The sequence below is a fragment of the Methylobacterium sp. 190mf genome (assembly GCF_900107945.1).
In the GTDB taxonomy this organism is placed as follows: domain Bacteria; phylum Pseudomonadota; class Alphaproteobacteria; order Rhizobiales; family Beijerinckiaceae; genus Methylobacterium.
Genome location: NZ_FNVI01000001.1, coordinates 12,835 through 29,687, shown reverse-complemented (window position 1 = coordinate 29,687; position 16,853 = coordinate 12,835). Strand labels below are relative to the sequence as shown.

General features: G+C 67.5%; 13 protein-coding genes and 1 pseudogene. 11 read left to right on the top strand and 3 right to left on the bottom strand.

The window, feature by feature from the left end; all coding sequences use genetic code 11:
• Positions 1-118: 118 nt before the first annotated feature.
• Positions 119-631: a cytochrome P460 family protein gene (locus C4T42_RS00145; protein ID WP_103984688.1), complete on the bottom strand. Its 513-nt coding sequence runs from the start codon at positions 629-631 to the stop codon at positions 119-121.
• A gap of 65 nt (positions 632-696) precedes the next feature.
• Positions 697-1,746 carry an alpha/beta hydrolase gene (locus tag C4T42_RS00140; protein WP_020091225.1) on the bottom strand — a complete coding sequence of 350 codons (1,050 nt, stop codon included), beginning with the start codon at positions 1,744-1,746 and terminating at the stop codon, positions 697-699.
• 203 nt (positions 1,747-1,949) lie between these two features.
• Here C4T42_RS00140 and C4T42_RS00135 point away from each other — a divergent pair, with 203 nt between their 5' ends.
• The gene (locus C4T42_RS00135) at positions 1,950-3,527 is read left to right on the top strand and encodes a winged helix-turn-helix domain-containing tetratricopeptide repeat protein (protein WP_103984540.1); all 1,578 of its coding nucleotides are present in this window, start codon (positions 1,950-1,952) and stop codon (positions 3,525-3,527) included.
• Between the two features lie 12 nt (positions 3,528-3,539).
• Here the strand turns inward: C4T42_RS00135 and C4T42_RS00130 are convergent, their stop codons facing one another.
• The gene (locus C4T42_RS00130) at positions 3,540-4,436 is read right to left on the bottom strand and encodes a LysR family transcriptional regulator (RefSeq protein ID WP_020091227.1); all 897 of its coding nucleotides are present in this window, start codon (positions 4,434-4,436) and stop codon (positions 3,540-3,542) included.
• A gap of 117 nt (positions 4,437-4,553) precedes the next feature.
• Here C4T42_RS00130 and C4T42_RS00125 point away from each other — a divergent pair, with 117 nt between their 5' ends.
• The 10 genes and pseudogenes from C4T42_RS00125 (at position 4,554) to C4T42_RS00070 (ending at position 16,624) form a co-directional block, all read left to right on the top strand.
• Complete coding sequence (locus C4T42_RS00125; protein WP_020091228.1) at positions 4,554-5,504, top strand: ABC transporter substrate-binding protein; 951 nt, start codon at positions 4,554-4,556, stop codon at positions 5,502-5,504.
• Entirely contained in the window at positions 5,501-6,361 is an 861-nt protein-coding gene (locus C4T42_RS00120) for an ABC transporter permease (RefSeq protein ID WP_020091229.1), read from the top strand. Before C4T42_RS00125 ends, C4T42_RS00120 begins: the two co-directional genes overlap by 4 nt.
• Positions 6,354-7,136, top strand: a complete 783-nt coding sequence (locus C4T42_RS00115) for an ABC transporter ATP-binding protein (RefSeq protein ID WP_020091230.1) — start codon at positions 6,354-6,356, stop codon at positions 7,134-7,136. The genes C4T42_RS00120 and C4T42_RS00115 overlap by 8 nt, the downstream gene beginning before the upstream one ends.
• Positions 7,136-8,050 carry a polysaccharide deacetylase family protein gene (locus tag C4T42_RS00110; protein ID WP_103984539.1) on the top strand — a complete coding sequence of 305 codons (915 nt, stop codon included), beginning with the start codon at positions 7,136-7,138 and terminating at the stop codon, positions 8,048-8,050. Before C4T42_RS00115 ends, C4T42_RS00110 begins: the two co-directional genes overlap by 1 nt.
• 15 nt (positions 8,051-8,065) lie before the next feature.
• Positions 8,066-9,877, top strand: coding sequence for an allophanate hydrolase (atzF, locus tag C4T42_RS00105; RefSeq protein ID WP_103984538.1), 1,812 nt, complete (start codon positions 8,066-8,068; stop codon positions 9,875-9,877).
• Between the two features lie 115 nt (positions 9,878-9,992).
• The gene (locus C4T42_RS00100) at positions 9,993-11,000 is read left to right on the top strand and encodes a dienelactone hydrolase family protein (RefSeq protein ID WP_103984537.1); all 1,008 of its coding nucleotides are present in this window, start codon (positions 9,993-9,995) and stop codon (positions 10,998-11,000) included.
• Positions 11,001-12,050: 1,050 nt separating this feature from the next.
• Positions 12,051-12,650 carry a hypothetical protein gene (locus C4T42_RS31395; protein ID WP_146073976.1) on the top strand — a complete coding sequence of 200 codons (600 nt, stop codon included), beginning with the start codon at positions 12,051-12,053 and terminating at the stop codon, positions 12,648-12,650.
• A gap of 294 nt (positions 12,651-12,944) precedes the next feature.
• Positions 12,945-14,147 carry an HNH endonuclease gene (locus tag C4T42_RS00085; RefSeq protein ID WP_181049132.1) on the top strand — a complete coding sequence of 401 codons (1,203 nt, stop codon included), beginning with the start codon at positions 12,945-12,947 and terminating at the stop codon, positions 14,145-14,147.
• Positions 14,148-14,790: 643 nt separating this feature from the next.
• Positions 14,791-15,012 (top strand): annotated as a pseudogene (locus tag C4T42_RS00075) (transposase family protein); the annotation flags it as partial.
• Positions 15,013-15,340: 328 nt separating this feature from the next.
• Positions 15,341-16,624, top strand: coding sequence for a polysaccharide biosynthesis/export family protein (locus C4T42_RS00070; RefSeq protein WP_103984532.1), 1,284 nt, complete (start codon positions 15,341-15,343; stop codon positions 16,622-16,624).
• The last annotated feature ends 229 nt before the right edge of the window (positions 16,625-16,853 follow it).

Here is a 16,853-nt window from a genome sequence, read left to right as displayed (position 1 = left end):
GCCGGCAAAGGTGTAGGCGCCGGCTGACGGGAGACGCAAGGCGCGACAGCGAGCGGACGTTGAGGGAAGCCGCGCGCTGACAGGGGCGTCGTGGCGGCCGTCCGGGTGGCAGCCAGCCTCAGGGCGCGAGCCGCGTGAACACGTAGTCGTGGTCCCGGACATTCGCGCTGTGGCAGGCGAAGCAGGTCTCGTGCTGGGCCGCGTCCGCGGGCTTGCCGTCGACGAAGCGCCCGAACCCCCAGCCCCCCGTCGCCGCGTAGCGCCGCGAATCCTTCACCATGACCTGAACCGTCGTGGCGCCGCCGGGCACGAAGGCCGGGGCGAACTCCGCGGACGGCACCCGCGTCCAGGCGCGCTTCACCAGCACCGTCCCGTCCGGGAACGGCAGGGTGCCCGACCGGTAGGCGTCCAGCGCCCGCGCGTTGCCGACCACGGCGCGCAGTTCGTCGAGGGCCCCGGTCTCCTGCGCGACGCCGACGAGCTGCCAGGCGCGGTACCCGTCCGGGACGGTGACGCCGTAGATCGGCGAGGCCGCCGGGGCGGTCCCGGCATCCACGGCGCGCACCGCGGAGCCTCCCAAAATCAAGCCCGCAGCGAGCAGGGCCGGCAGCGCGACAGCCAGGAACCGCATGGCAACCTCCGTCATCGTCTCGGGATGATCGTGTGTCCGGGGATGATCCGGCCGCGCCGGCGCGGTCAGGCCGCGGCCGCGTCGATCACGGCCTGCGCGAAGGCGCGCGGGGCTTCCTGCGGGAGGTTGTGGCCGATCCCGCCGGTGATCAGCCGGTGCGCGTAGCGTCCGGTGAACTTGGCCGCGTAGCTGGCGGGATCCGGATGCGGGGCGCCGTTCGCGTCGCCCTCCAGGGTGATGGTCGGCACGCCGATCGTGGGCGCCTGCGCGAGGCGGCTCTCCAGCGCGTCGTACCGGCGCTCGCCCTCGGCGAGGCCCATCCGCCAGCGGTAATTGTGGATGACGATGCTGACGTGATCCGGGTTGTCGAGGGCCGGGGCGCTCCGCGCGAAGGTGGCGTCGTCGAAGCGCCAGCGCGGCGAGGCGGTCTGCCAGATCAGCTTGGCGAAGTCGGCGCGGTAGGCCTCGTAGCCGGCCCGCCCCCGGCTGGTGGCGAAGTAGAACTGGTACCACCAGGACAGCTCGGCCCGCGGCGGCAGCGGCTTCTTGCCGGCCTCCTGGTTGCCGATCAGGTAGCCGCTGACCGCCACCAGCGCCCGGCACCGCTCCGGCCACAGCGCCGCGACGATGTCGGCCGTCCGCGCGCCCCAGTCGAAGCCGCCCAGGACGGCCTGGGGGATCTTCAGGGCGTCCATCAGGGCGATGACGTCCACCGCGAGTGCCGCCTGCTCGCCGTTCCGGACCGTGTCCGACGCCAGGAAACGGGTGGTGCCGTAGCCGCGCAGGTACGGCACGATCACCCGGTGCCCGGCCGCCGTGAGGATCGGAACGACCTCCGCGAAGGCGTGGATGTCGTAGGGCCAGCCGTGCAGCAGGATGACCGCCGGCCCGTCGGCGGGACCGGCCTCGACGTAGCCGACGTCGAGCACGCCGGCCTCGACCTGCTTCAGGACGCCCGGCATGGCGCCGGGGACCGGGGCGCCGGGGACCGCGGCACCCTGCGCCCGCGCGGTCCCGCCGAGGCCGAGCTCGGCGAGGGCGGCGGTGGCTACCGCGCTCTTCAGGAGGCGGCGGCGGCTCCAGGCGGATGTGTCGGGATCGGTCTCGCGGGCCATGGACGGCTCCCTCGTCGGAAAGTCTTCGATGGAGCGAAATCTATCCCGATGCTCGACACCGCGCTTTGAGAGGACCTTGAGGACACCTTCAGAGGCCCATGATTTATGCCCGCCCGGGCCCGTGCTAGAGCGCCCTCCGCCGCGGAGACCGGTTCGGTGAGCAGGGCGCGGAACGCGGACATGGCCCCGCCCAGGAACGCCCCGTGATCTACCAGTTCGGACCCTTCACCCTCGATTCTGCGCGGCGCGAGCTCAGCCGGGACGGCGCCGAGATCGCCGTCGAGCCGCAGGTCTTCGACCTCCTGCGGGTGCTGATCGAGCGGCGCGACCGGGTGGTGAGCCGCGACGACCTGCTGGAGGCGGTCTGGAACGGGCGCATCGTCTCCGAGGCGACCCTCGGCAGCCGGATCAACGCGGCCCGGACGGCGATCGGCGACACCGGAACCGAGCAGCGCTGGATCCGGACGCTCCCGCGCAAGGGCGTGCGCTTCGTCGGCGCCGTGCGGGAGGCCGCATCGGAGGTCTCGCCCGGGATCGCTCCGGAAGACGCGGCGGAGGCGAGCGTCACGTGGCGCACCGGGCCGCGCCTACCCGCGGTGGCGGTCCTGCCCTTCACCAACATGAGCGCGGATCCGGAGCAGGCCTACTTCGCCGACGGGATCACCGAGGAGATCATCACGGCGCTGTCCCGCGTTAGCGGCCTGTTCGTGATCGCGCGCAACTCGACCTTCACCTACCGGGGCGCGGCGATCGACGTGCGCCGGGTCGGGCAGGAGCTCGGCGTCGGCTACGTGGTCGCCGGCAGCGTGCGCCGCGGCGGGTCGCGCCTGCGAATCACCGGCCAGCTGGTCGATGCCGGGACCGGCGCCCATCTCTGGGCCGACAGCTTCGACGGCGGGCTCGACGACGTCTTCGCCCTGCAGGAGAAGGTCGCCGCGCGCGCCGCCGCCGCGATCGAGCCCACCCTCCAGCTGGCGGAGATCGGCCGGCTCGGCCGCGACGCGCCGGCCCATCCGGACGCCTACGACCGGCTGCTCCGGGCCAATGCCCGGCTCGCCGACTTCACCGCCGCCGGCATGGCGGCGGCGCTCGATCACTTGGACGAGGCCCTGGCGCTCGACCCGGGCTACGCCCCGGCGATGGCCGCGGCGGCCTATTGCCGGGCGCAGTGCCATTTCCAGGGCTGGATCGCGCAGGGCGAGGCGGAGCGCGCGGCGGCCGTGCGGCTGGCCTGGGGCGCGGTCGAGCGCGCGCCCGGGGACGCGCAGGTGCTGTGGATGGCGGCCTTCGCGGTCTGGAACATGTCGGAGACCGGGCGGGACCGGGCGCGCGACCTGTTCGGCCGCGCGCTGCTCGTCAACCCGAACTCCGCCCTGGCGCTCACCCTCGCGGGCTGGATCGAGACCATGTGCGGCCGCGCGGAGGCGGGACGCGCCATGGTCGAGCGGGCGCTGCAGCTCAACCCGCGGGATCCGCGCGGCTGGCTGATGTCGGGCGTGATGGCGGTCGCGGCGGTCAGCGAGGCCGACTATCCCGAGGCGATCCGGTGGGCTGAGCGGGCGCTGGCGCAGAACCGGCGCTTCGCCGTCGCCCTGCGGGCGCTCGCCGTGGCCCATGTCGGGCTCGGCCAGCCGGAGCGCGCCCGGCCGGCGGTCGCCGAGCTCCTGGCGATCGAGCCCGGATTGACGGTCTCGGGCTTCCTGGCGCGGATCCCCTTCCCGGTCGCCGCCCTGGGGCAGCGATACGCCGAGGCGCTGGCCGAAGCCGGCCTGCCCGCCTGAGCGGGGCGCCGGTCAGGCCCCTTCCCGGTTCAGCCGGACGACTAGCTGATCGGCGAACTTGGCGGCGGCCACCGACAGCGAGCGCCCGCGCAGCTGCGCCAGGATCAGCGTCATCGGGGTGAGGTCGCGGGTGTCGATCGGCCGGCTGTGCAGGCGCGGATCCTCCGGGATGCCGCTGGGCACCTGCAGGCTCACCACGTCCTCCCGCAGGGTGAGGTTGCGCAGGAACTCCAGCGAGCCCGACTCCACCACGGGCCGCAGCTCGACGCCCCGCCGGGCCAGCGCGTGCTCGATGTGGTGGCGGATGGCGAGCGATCGGTCGGGCAGCGCCAGGGCGTGCGCGAGACAGTCGCGCAGCCGCACCGGCCCGCTCTCCGCCGCCAGCGCGTGGCCTCTGCGCATCAGCGCGCACAGGGTCTGATGGCCGGAATAGAGCGGGTGCAGCTCCGCCGAGGGCGGCGGCTGCAGGATCAGGGCGAGGTCGGCCTCGAAAGCCGCGAGCGCGGTGACCGCCTGGGCGTGGTCGCGGACCTGCACGGTGAAGCCGACCTGCGGAAAGCGGGCGCGGTAGGCCTCGACCTCCTCGGGCACCACCTGGGTGACGAAGGCTTGGCTGCAGGCGAGCGCCACGTGCCCCCGCCGCACGCCCGACAGGTCGGCGATCTGCGAGCGGACCCGGTCGAGATCGGCGGCCTGGTCGCGGATGTGCCGGGCGAAGAGCTCGCCGGCCGCGTTGAGCCGCATCCCCTGCGGCAGGCGCTCGAAGATCGGCGTGCCGAGCTCGTACTCGAGATCCTGGATCTGCCGGGTCAGGGCCGAGGGCGTGAGGTTCAAGCGCTCCGCGGCGCGCCGGATCGAGCCGGCGCGGGCGACCTCGGCGACGTAGGTGACGGTGCGCAGGTGCTTCACGCCCCTATCCTGCCCGGCCGTTGCGTTTATGGCAACGGCATACTCAGAAAATAGCACTTCCTCGCAACAGGTGGTGCCCGTAGCCTCGGCACATCGGGACCCTTCAGGAGCCGTTCGATGATCCGCCGCCGCACCCTCCTGGCCGGTCTCGGGGCCGGCCTCGCCCTCGGACCCCTGGCCCGGGCCCGCGCCCAGGGCGCGCCCGTCACGATCCGGATGGGCTCCCTCAAGCTGATCCACTCGATCGCGCCGAGCTTCTACGCGCGCTTCACCCCGCCCGGGGTGAATGTGGAGGTTGTGCCCTTCGAGAGCCCGACCGAGTGCAAGAACGCCGTGGTCACCAAGTCGGTGGATTTCGGCACCTTCGGGATCGCCGCCGCGACGCTGGGCGCCGCCGCCGGCGAGCCGCTCGTGGTCATCGCCTCCACCTGCAACCGCGGGATGGCGGTGATCGCCAAGAAGGGCTCCGACATCCACGCCATCAAGGACCTGCGCGGCAAGCGCGTCGCGATCTGGCCCGGCAGCACCCAGGAGGTCTTCGTCCTGGAGCGGATGCGCATGGAGGGGCTCTCGGTGAAGGACATCACCCCCGTGCGCGTCTCCTTCTCGGAGATGCACATCGCCCTCGCCCGCGGCGACGTCGACGCCTATGTCGGCGCCGAGCCGGGCCCCGGCGTCAGCCTCGCCTCGGGCGTCGGCCAGCTCGTCGAGTACCCCTACGGCACCGAGATGGGCGCGCTGAACATGGTGTTCGGCGCCCACCGCGACACGCTGGCCGAGCGGCCGGACCTCGTCCGGACCATGCTGGAGATCCACCGCAAGGCGACGGACTTCGCGGCCGGCGACCGCGACGCGATGATCGCCATGGCGGTGGCGAAGCTCGGCCAGAAGCGCGAGGCGCTCGAGCTCTCGGCCCCGAACGTCGAGCTGACCTGGCGCCTCGGGCCGAACGAGATCCGGCAGGCCGACGCCTACGCGCAGCACATGCTCGCGCTCAAGCAGATCAAGCGGCTGCCGGAGCCCGGCTTCATCGATACCCGCTTCGTCGACGCGCTGGGGCGGGCGTGAGCACCGGGATCGAGGCCGGCGCCCTGCCGGCGGCGGTGACGCCGGCGCCCTCCCGCCGGGCCGGATCCGGGCCCGGGCTCGCCCACCTGCGCCGGCTGGCGCTCGCCTGCGTGGTGCCGGCCGCGCTCGTCGCGGTCTGGCAGGTCACCACCGCGGGCCGGCCCTACAGCCTGATCCCGCCCCCCGCGGAGGTCTGGGCCGAGATGCGAGATCTCGCGGTCGGCGGCGTCAACGACGACGCGTTCAGCGGCACGCTCTGGACCCATCTCGCGGCGTCGCTGAGCCGGGTCTACGGCGGCTTCGCGCTGGCGGCCGCCGCCGCCCTGCCGCTCGGCCTGCTGATCGGCCGCGTGCCGCTGATCCGGGCGCTGCTCGATCCCGTCCTGCAAGTCCTGCGGCCCGTGCCGGTCACCGCGTGGCTGCCGCTGGCGATGATCCTGTTCGGTCTCGGGCCGCGCTCGGCCTTCTTCCTCGTGTTCCTCGGGGCGTTCTACCCGATCCTAGTCAACACCGTGTTCGGGGTCCGCTCCGTTGAGCCGCGCCTGTTCGAGGCGGCCGCGATGCTGGGCTGCACCGGGCCGGCCCAGTTCGTCCGCGTGGTGCTGCCGGCGGCGCTGCCGTCGATCTTCACCGGCCTGCGGCTGGGGCTGGGCTTCGCCTGGGTGGTGATCGTGGTCGGCGAGATGACTGGCGTCCAGACCGGCCTCGGGGCGATCATCATGGAGGCGCGCCAGCTCTCGCGCACCGAGATCGTGATCTGCGGCATGGCGGTGATCGGGGTCGCGGGCTTCGTCTCCGACTGGCTGGTCATGCAGCTCGGCCGCCGGCTGCTCGCCTGGAGCCCGAATCATGGCTGATCCGACGATCCCGATCCTCGACATGCGGGCGGTCTCCAAGACCTACACGGCGGGCGGCCGCCGGACCGAGGCCCTGCGCGAGGCGAACCTCACGGTGTCCCGCGGCGAGTTCGTCTGCCTGCTCGGCGCCTCGGGCTGCGGGAAGTCGACGCTGCTGCGGGTCGCCGCCGGCTTCGAGGCCCCGACCGCCGGGCAGGCCCTGATGTGGGGCAAGCCGATCGCCGGGCCGGGGCCGAGCCGCGGCATGGTCTTCCAGGATTACGGCCTGTTCCCGTGGCTCACGGTGCGGGACAATATCGGCTTCGGCCCGAAGGCCCGCGGGCGGCCCGCCGCCGAGGTGCGCGACACCGCCGAGCGCTACATCGCCCTCGTCGGCCTCCAGGCCTTCGCCGACGCTTACCCGCACCAGCTCTCGGGCGGGATGAAGCAGCGGGTCGCCATCGCCCGGGTGCTCGCCAACGAGGCCGAGGTGGTGCTGATGGACGAGCCCTTCGGGGCGCTCGACGCCATGACCCGCGAGCGACTGCAGGACGAGCTGCTCGACCTGTGGTCGCGGACGGGGCTGACGATCCTGTTCGTCACCCACGCCATCGAGGAGGCGATCTTCCTCGCGGACCGCATCGTGATGATGTCGCCCGGCCCCGGCCGGATCGAGGCGATCCACCCGGTCGAGTTGCCGCGGCGGCGCGACGTGTCGAGCCCGGCCTTCAACGACCTGCGCCGGATGCTGGCGGCCCAGCTCCACAGCCACCACGCCCCGCGGGCCGCCGCCTGATGGACACCGCGCCCGACGATCCCCGCCGGCCCGAGAACCGCCTCGCCTACCGCGCCGCCGTCGACCGGCCGCGCCTGACGCTGCCGGGCGGCAAGCACGTCGCGGTCTGGCCGGTGGTCAACGTCGAGCACTGGCTGATCGACAACCCGATGCCGCGCCAGATCCTGGTGCCGCCGACCGCCGCGAGCCTGCTCCCGGATATCCCCAACTGGGCGTGGCACGAGTACGGGATGCGGGTCGGGTTCTGGCGCTTCCTCGAGGCCTTCGCCAGCCGCGGAATCCGCCCGACGCTGTCGATCAACGGCTCGGTCTGCACGGCCTATCCCCGCGTCGCCGAGGCCGCCCACGCGGCCGGCTGGGAGTTCATGGCCCACGGCTTCCACCAGGTCCCGACGCACCGGATCCCGGACCAGCCGGCGATGATCGCCCGCACCGTCGCGGCGATCACCGAGACCACGGGGCGCCCGCCGCGCGGCTGGCTCGGACCGGGCCTCACCGAGACCCTCGACACGCCCGACCACCTGCGCGCGGCCGGCCTCGCGTACGTCGGCGACTTCGTGGTCGACGACCGCCCCTGCCGGGTGGCGACGCGCACGGGCGACCTCGTCGCCCTCCCCTACTCCGTCGAGCTCAACGACATCCCGCTGCTGGCCATCCAGCACCACCGGGCCGACGAGTTCGTGGAGCGGGCGCTCGCCCATCTCGACCGGCTCGCCGCCGAGGCCGCCGGCCCCGGCTCCCTCGGCGGGGCCAAGGTGATGAGCTTCGCGATCCACCCCTACATCACCGGGGTGCCGCACCGGATCGGTCTGTTGGAGCGGCTGCTCGACGCCGTCCTCGCCCGCGACGACGCGGTGTTCATGCAGGGGGGCGAGATCCTCGACTGGTACCGCGCCACCGGCGACGAATCCTGAGCCTCGCTGCGAGGAATGACCGTGCCCCCCTTCCCGACCATCCCGCTCCTGCACGCGGCCTACGCCGACGGCCTCGACCCGCGCGCCGTCGTGGCCGAGGCCTACCGGCGGCTCGCCGCGGTGGACGATCCCGGCATCTTCCTCGCGCTCGTCCCGGAGGCGGACGCTCGCGAAGCCGCGGCGGCGCTCCCGCCCTTCGACCCCGCGGCGATGCCGCTCTGGGGCGTGCCCTTCGCCGTCAAGGACAACATCGACGTCGCCGGGCTGCCGACCACCGCCGCCTGCCCGGACTTCACCCACACCCCCGCCGAGACCGCGCCCGCGGTGGCGCGTCTCCTCGCGGCCGGCGCGATCCTGATCGGCAAGACCAATCTCGACCAGTTCGCCACCGGGCTCGTGGGCCTGCGCACCCCCTACCCGGCCCCGCGCAACGCGATCGACCCGGCCTACGTGCCCGGCGGGTCCAGCAGCGGCTCGGCCGTGGCGGTGGCCCACGGGATCGTCGCCTTCGCCCTCGGCACCGACACCGCGGGCTCGGGCCGGGTGCCGGCGGCGCTCAACAACGTCGTCGGGCTGAAGCCCTCCCTGGGGGCGGTCTCCAGCCGCGGGATGCTGCCGGCCTGCCGGACCCTCGACACGCTCTCGGTCTTCGCCGGCACCGTGGCCGACGCCGACGCGGCCTTCCGGGTCATGCTGGGGCCGGACGCCGCCGATCCCTGGTCGCGGGCCCTGCCGGTACCGCCCACCCCCGCCGGCCTCCCGCCGGGCCTGCGCCTCGGGCTCCCGGACGCGGCGAGCCTCCGCTTCGGCGGCGACGGGCTCTCGGAGGCGGCCTTCGCGGCGACGGTCGCCGATCTCGAAGCCCTCGCCGGGGCGGCGGCGCCGGTCGATCTCGCGCCGATGTTCGCCGTCGCGGCCCTGCTCTACGACGGCCCGTGGGTCGCCGAGCGCTACGCGGCGATCCGCCCGGTGATGGAGACGCGCCCCGACATCCTCCACCCGACGACGCGGGCGGTCATCGCCTCCGCCGAGCGCCACAGCGCGGCCGACGCCTTCGCGGGCCTCTACCGCCTCGCGGCGCTGCGCCGGGCCGCGGACGCGGTCTGGGACCGGATCGACGTCCTCGCCGTGCCGACCTACCCGCGCCCGCAGACCTGCGCGGCGGTCGCGGCCGACCCGATCGGGCCGAACAGCGAACTCGGCACCTACACCAACTTCGTCAACCTGCTGGACTGGTGCGCCCTGGCGGTGCCGGGCCGGCCCCGCGCCGACGGCCTCCCCGCCGGGATCACCCTGCTGGCGCCGCGCGGCTCGGACGGGCTCCTCGCCGCCCTCGGGGCACGCCTGCACGCGGCCTCGGCGCCGCGGATCGGCGCGGGCACGATGCCGGTGCCGGCCGTGGAGCCGGGGCTGGCTGCGGCCGGACCGGACGCGATCGAGCTGGCGGTCGTCGGGGCGCATCTCTCGGGACTGCCGCTGAACCGCGACTTGGCCGGCTGCGGCGGGCGCTTCCTGCGCGCCGTGCCGACAGCCCGGGACTATCGGCTCTACGCCCTGCCGGGCGGCCCGCCGCAGCGCCCGGGGCTGCTCCGGGTGGCGGCCGGGGACGGCGCCCCCATCGAGACCGAGGTGTGGGCCCTGCCGCCCGCCGCGTTCGGACGCTTCGTCGCCGCCATCCCGGCACCGCTCGGCATCGGCACGCTGCGGCTCGCCGACGGCACGGCGCCCAAGGGCTTCCTGGTCGAGCAAGCCGGCCTCGACGGGGCGGCCGACATCACGCGCTTCGGCGGCTGGCGCGCCTACCTGGCCGACCGCGCGGCCGCGTAGCCCTCGCCCCCGGGGCCTGACATCGGGCAGCGAGAGGAAACCGGTTCCGGTCCCTCCCGCGGCGACAGGCCGCCCGCGCCGCTGCTAGGCTGCCGCCCGGTGGCGGAGCGTTCCGATGCGGCGATCGATCCTGTTCCTGGCGGCCTGTCTGCTGGCCGGCATCACGCCGGCGGCCTCCGCCGGGCCCGCAGCGGACGGCGTCGCCGATCTCGGCAGCTACGCCGCCCGCGTGGAGGTTCACCCGTTCGAGAGCCTGACGCTGACCGACCGGCAGTTCCTCACCGGCACGTCCGAGGGAGCGAAGCCGGTCACGGTCGCGGGGATCCTGCGCATCGCCAAGGCGGGGACCGAGCGCCTGCCGACCGTGATCTTGATGCACGGCTCCGGGGGCCTGGGCGGCAACATCGAGTTCTGGCAGCGGGCGCTGGCGGCGCGCGGGATCTCGACCTTCGCGATCGACGGCTTCACCGGGCGCGGCCTGACCAGCGTCAACACCGACCAGAGCCTCCTGGCGCGCACGAACCTCATCCTCGACATCTACCGGGCGCTGGGCGTGCTGGCCCGGCATCCGCGGGTCGACCCGGCGCGGATCGCCGTGATGGGCTTCTCGCGCGGCGGGCAGGCCGCGCTCTACGCGAGCCTCAAGCGCTTCGACGCGGCCTGGAACCGCTCCGGCGTCACCCCCGCCCTCTACCTGCCGGTCTATCCGGACTGCGCGATCCGCTTCCGGGACGACACCGCCGTCGTGGACCGGCCGATCCGGATGTTCGGGGGCAGCGGCGACGACTACAATCCCGCCGCCACCTGCGCGGCCTACGCGGAGCGCCTGAGGGCGGCCGGCGCCGATGTCGACCTGACCGTCTTTCCCGGAGCGCAGCACGTCTTCGACAACCCGGCCGGGCCGACCCAGCCCGTGGTCGCCCGGGGCGCGCAGACCGTCCGCGCCTGCGCGATAAGCGAGGCGGCGGACGGCGCCCTCGTGGAGGGCCCGGACGCCACGCCGTTCACCTACGCGAATCCGTGCGTGCAGCGCGACCCGCATATCGGCTCCGACGCCGCCGCGCGGGCAGCGACGCTCTCAAGTGTCTCCGACGCGCTCGATGCGGCCTTCCGGTCGCCCTGATGGGTCAGCACTTGCCTCGCTCTTCACTGAGTGACGATACTTCAGAGTTTGGTCGGACCGCGTGGGGTAGGAGGCTGCTTCAGGTCCCCGTCGGAGAATTTTTCGACCGAGACTATGGCATACGGCCAATAGCCCTCAGCACCTCGCCTATGTTCAGCCCGCGCCGACTGGTCTCCAGTGCCGGATGCTGCTGCGTGGCTTATCAGCCACTGTCGGAGGCTCTGGCACTGCTGGCCCTACGCTGCAAACGGGTTCGTTTTGCCAAAATGCCCAACCTTTTCGGTAGCACCCTGCCTTCAGTGCACGGAAAGAAATTGTCCACGCGTTCGCTGAAGTTCTCAACCGGGCAATCGTGTACGCCGTTCTAAGGTGTCGAGCTACGCTGATGAGGCGAAGACGGAGACTCTCCCGATTGATCAGAATTTTGCTTACGAACCTTCGGTAACACTTAATTATCCCGAATATTTCTAATCACTCCGCAAGAATTTTACTTACATGTACTGATCATAATCTAAAATACAAAACTCGCTCTAGCCCAATCAGATTTATCAGATGTATCGAAAAATTTAATACTGAGCGGATTACGTACGCTGACTTCGACATCAAGCATATAATGCGCATATTTTGTGTAAATATTATATACATAACTTTTTATAAGCGGATAAATTTACACACATGTAAAGACAACGCGGCGCAGGGACCAATCAGCTTCAAAACCAGGCTCTCACGCGATTTCTAGGAGGAGCCCTCACATCGGTGGATGTTAGCCCGCATGAAGGATGATGCCCCTGCATGGTCCCATCAGGCGCCGCGTCTCTCTCGCAGCCTAACTCCTGGGCCGCCACCGTTTGCTGGGATGAACTCGACACCGGCGGCTTCGAACGCTTGGCGTAGGACCGTGAGCGTGGCCGATCGCGGAACGCCATTCTCGCCCTCAAACTGGCGTACCGTTACCACCCCGACGGAAGCCGCCTTAGCGAGATCGGCTTGTGTCCATGAAAGCAGGCCGCGAGCAGCCCGGCATTGAGCGGGTGAGATCATGCGATCGCTATGCCTCAGCTGTCGGAAAACACCAATCTCGACGAGGAGGGCTTGATCCATCGAAAAGCGTCGTTTAGCATCATATCCATCGGAAAAAGATGGATTGCGACCATGTCCCGAAGGCGCTGCATCTCCTGGAACGCTGCACTTCGCGATATCCGCAGCGATCGCAACTACGTAGTTCGAGGCGTCATCTCGGCTCGCTCGCTGATCCAGGGGCTCCTCCGAGTCCGTCGCACCGAGTTGGTGAATCTAACAGGTCGCTACGATCGGGCGGCGATCATGAGGCTAGCAGTCGAGGCCGCGAAAGCTCATCAGATCCGCATCGGCGCCAATTGGTCTGTCAGCATGTCGGTCGGCCTCATCGCCGCCTGGCAGGTCGCCAAGGCCGCGCGCCGGACTGCTCTGACACGAGCCGAAGCGCCGACTGAGCATGATCAAGTAAAGTCCCGCTGCGGCAGTCATCACCCCGAGGAAATGGGTGGAGAGGAAAACGCCGGCGCGGCCGAGAATGATCTGTTAGTGTCTTACCTGACACGTTCAACCCGCATCCTCACTGACGAAGCCCATCAAGGCGCGGCCAGTAGCCTGATGCCAGCACTAGACTGAACCGGCAGCGGAAAGATCTCACCACGAGTCCCCCGCCATAAACCTCTTACCACATGAGCAAAGCGAGGAGGCACCCAATGCCCCAGAGAAGACCGCGCAAGCGCGTGGCGGATCCCGCACGTCTGACCGTGGCGTCCCTAAGCCTCCCTGTGAAGCTCGTTGCGCTGGAGGACGACACGGAACTCAAGGCGCTGGTCGAGCGCTACGAGCAACTCCTGTGCGATTGGGAGGATCTGTCTTACCGGGCTCTTAAGGCACTTGCCGGACGCCCTTCTGTCCAAGATGAGCGCGGCGATGCCTTACGTCGCTCTTGAGGACGTCGGCACAACACCACGTCGATCCTTGTCGGAACGCCGCCGGCTTCAGGCCTGGGAGCGGACCGGCGGAACCTGCGTCGTCTGTGGTGGGCGCATCGATGGTGTGCGGGAACGCTGGATCGTCGAGCACATCCGAGCCTTGGAACTGGGCGGAGCTGACGCGCTCGAGAACATGGGGCCGGCGCACGAAGCGTGCGGTCGCGAAAAGACGCGAGACGATCATGCCCGTACGGCGCAGGCGAAACGGCAGAAAATTAGGCACCTTGGAGCTGCCGTCAGCAGTCGACCGCTGCCAGGCTCGCGAGCCGGCGCGTTCAAGCGCAAGATTAATGGGATGGTTGTCCCTCGCGAGGGCTCGATGGGTGGACGAATTAATCGCAGGCTCGCTCCAGAGGGACGTGTCGACCCGACGGTCGGGTCGAGAACGCCATCAACGGAAATGTGGACCGAGCCGAAAGAGCCACTTTGCGCCAACCGGACGCGTTCCGCTAAGAAAGGCGACGCGAGAACAGGAGCTCCGATGGCGAACCCACCACCACCTCCAAGAAGGCGGGAGAGGGTCCTCACTCGCCAAGATGCGTCGCCTCCGGGCGATATTCGGCCCGCAATCCCAGCGCATCTCGATTTCTTGTTCGACGATCGACCACTTTTACCAGGCGAGAGCGCAGAGCAATACGACGCCCTTCGAGACAGTATCGTTCAGCAGGTCAAGCCTACAGACGTGATTGAAGCGATCTGGGTGAAGGATATTATAGACCTCATCTGGGAGGCTAAACGTCTGCGCCGCTGGCGTGGGCAGATCCTGGTGCAAGCCCGACTGGAAGCTGCTGCGAATTTGATCCGGCCCGCCTTTCAGCTGGCAAACCCTATGCAGTTCGACGGAATAACAGGACCTTCGGTCGATACACTTGCGGCCGGCTGGAGCAGCGGCAAAAAGGGTTCACAAGATCAAGTTGATAAATATCTCCAGGAGCGCGATCTGACGGCTGAGGATGTGACGGCACACGCTTTCCTGCTAAATCTACCCTCCATCGAACGCGTTGACCGATTGGCCTTATTAGCCGATCACCGCCGTGATTCGCTGTTGCGCGAGATCGAGCGCAAGCGGGCGAGCTTAGCTCAGCAACTGCGCACGGCAGCCTCAGACATCCTCGATGTCGGGCACACGCAGATCCGATGAGCTGTCTTTTAAACCTTCAAAGCTTCGATGACTACTGAACGCGCCACTAGCGCCAATCGCCGCAACGCTCAAGCTAGCACGGGCCCACGATCCGCGGGAGGCAAGGCACGTTCGAGGGAGAATGCGCGCAAGCACGGCCTCTCAGCAGCAAATCTTGCTCCTGAGGCAGAAGCGGATACCGACCAACTAGCTTCGCTAATCGCGGGCGAACATGCCCGTGATTCAAAGATTCTACAGGCGGCTCGAGCTGTAGCTGAGGCGCAGTCCCAGCTCCAACGCGTGAAGGCTTTCAAGTCCTCACTGCTACGAACCGAAGCCATACTCCAAATGCCGGAGAGAGAGCGGGATGATCTGCCTATTATCGTAATTCCATTGGAACTCTTCCAACAGCTTGAAGCTCTCGAGCGGTACGAGCGTCGAGCCTACGCACGCCGGAAGATCGCAGGCCGCGCCTTCAACGAGCTGGTCAAACGAGCGTCCCGGACTCTCACTGAACCTGAGGCGGAATGAGCGGCTCAGCGTCGCTACAACCATTGGTTAACACACCCTGATCCTCCGATTCTGCCTCGGCTTCGCGGCTCTCCCACACCATGCAGGGAACGGTCGCGGTGACTAAAAGGGCATGAACTAACTCACGAAGCGGTTGATCCTCTTCTCATCCCCGTCGGGCTACATCATAAAGCGCGCCATCCAGACCGACTCCAGTCTCGTCGTCATCGCCCAGGCGCGGCGTTCTCGCGGTCGGTGCGCGACCTGCGGCACGATCAGCTTTGCCGTCCACAGCCGCTATGAACGCCGTCCGGTCGATCTGCCCAGCGTTGGTCAACGCATGACACTTTGGCTATGCGTCCGACGCTTCTACTGCCTTTTATACCGGCTGTCCCATCACCCCTTTGTCATCCACCACAGCTTCCGATCGGACGATCCCCGCTAACGACGCAACCTTCAAGGTGGACCCAAAGGGCCTCTCAGTGATAGACACTGCGGCCGGAACGAAAAGTCATTCCTCCATGTAATGGGCAGAGGAACTCAATCCAAGTATATACGCGTCGATTCTCAGGGTAGGATGCCTATCTTAGCCTCGGAACTGATTAGAGGTAAATGATTTCGTGTCGCAAACCAATCAAATCCAATAGATCGGGCCATAAACCTATGCTTTTTACGTGAATAGGCTGTGGCGCTCGGAGTTCATCATGGATCATAAGTCGAGATTGGCAATTGCATTTCTAGTCATTGCATCTATTTGCTCGCCCGCGCTCAGTCAGACGGACAGAGGTTCAATTTATAGGTTAGGACCACAGGATAAAGTTGAGATTCGTGTTAACGATATAAGAACAGGATCTGGAGATGCTCACAGTTGGCCTTCTTTCGAAGGCGAGTTCTCAGTAAACTCTGAGGGAAAACTCTCTCTACCGTTGGTCGGAGACATCGAAGCAGGAGGAAAAACCACATCTGAAATCGCCACAATTGTGGCGAATAATATGAAAACTGAGGTCGGATTAACTCAACTTCCGAAAGTTGCAATCCAGATTGCCAAGTACCGTCCGTTCTACATTTTAGGTTTGGTGGAAAAACCGGGAGAGTACGACTTCCGCGTTGGTCTCAATGTTCTGCAGGCCGTCAGTATTGCTGGCGGAATATCGAGGCAATCCAGCGCGCTAGTATCAGGCTACCAGAGGGATATTTTGAATCAGGAAGGCGAAACCCGCGCGCTGGAAGCCGAGAAGACAAACTTAGGCATAAAACTGGCGCGGCTGGAGGCTGATACGTCCGGATCCGAAACTTTGATCTTGCCCGATTATATCAAGACAAGGTCCGCGGATCCTGGTGTCTCTGAAATTATCCGAACAGAGACGGCTACTTTGGCCAGCCAAAGGTCAACATTCAAGGCACAACGTCAGGCAATACTCGATGAGCAGGAAACTTTAAAAAAGGAAATTTCGACGCTGAGTAGTAAAGGCGCGACCGTTGAACGTCAACTTGAGCTGTCTAAAAATGATTTAGCTCAGGTTTCTGCCATGATTAGTAGAGGCCTAAGCATATCAACTCGCCAGTTGGCGGCCGAGCAGAATGTCGCGGCATATCAAAACAATTTGCTCGATGTCCAACTTGGAATAATCCGAGCGAAGGAGAGCTTATCTAAAAACTCTCGAGATTTGATTGATTTAGATGCAAAGCATCGCGACGAAGTCTTGCGAGATAGTAATGAAATCCGGAACAAACTAGCGCAAATCAATGAGAGATTGCGGACTAGCGCAACTTTGATTGCACATTCGAGCGATTTACTTCGTACCGCTGTGATTGAGGCGGGTGGGAAGTTCTCGCTCAGATATTCTCTTACCTCGCGCGATGGACCACTGTCTAAGACGCAAGATGTTGAAGGCGCGGATGCAATGCAGCCTGGCGACGTCCTCAACGTAGAATTGGTTGATCAAAGTAATAAATCGATTGCGGCGGGTAGCCGTGCTGCTCGCTAAAGATGTTGTTTTGAACATGAGGCGTTTGGAGTTACGCCGTTGCAGTTGCTTGGGTTCCAGAGTTGACCCTCGCTGAGTTGGGCTATTCGCCCATGTCCGTCGTCAGGTGATTTGAGTCGATCAGCGACGCTCAGGAACGGAGACTTTGGTCCACCTAGTGCAGTGACGCGGACAGAGGATTCACGCAGGTGGTGAGGCGTGCGAGTCTGGGCCATGGCTCAGACGGTGT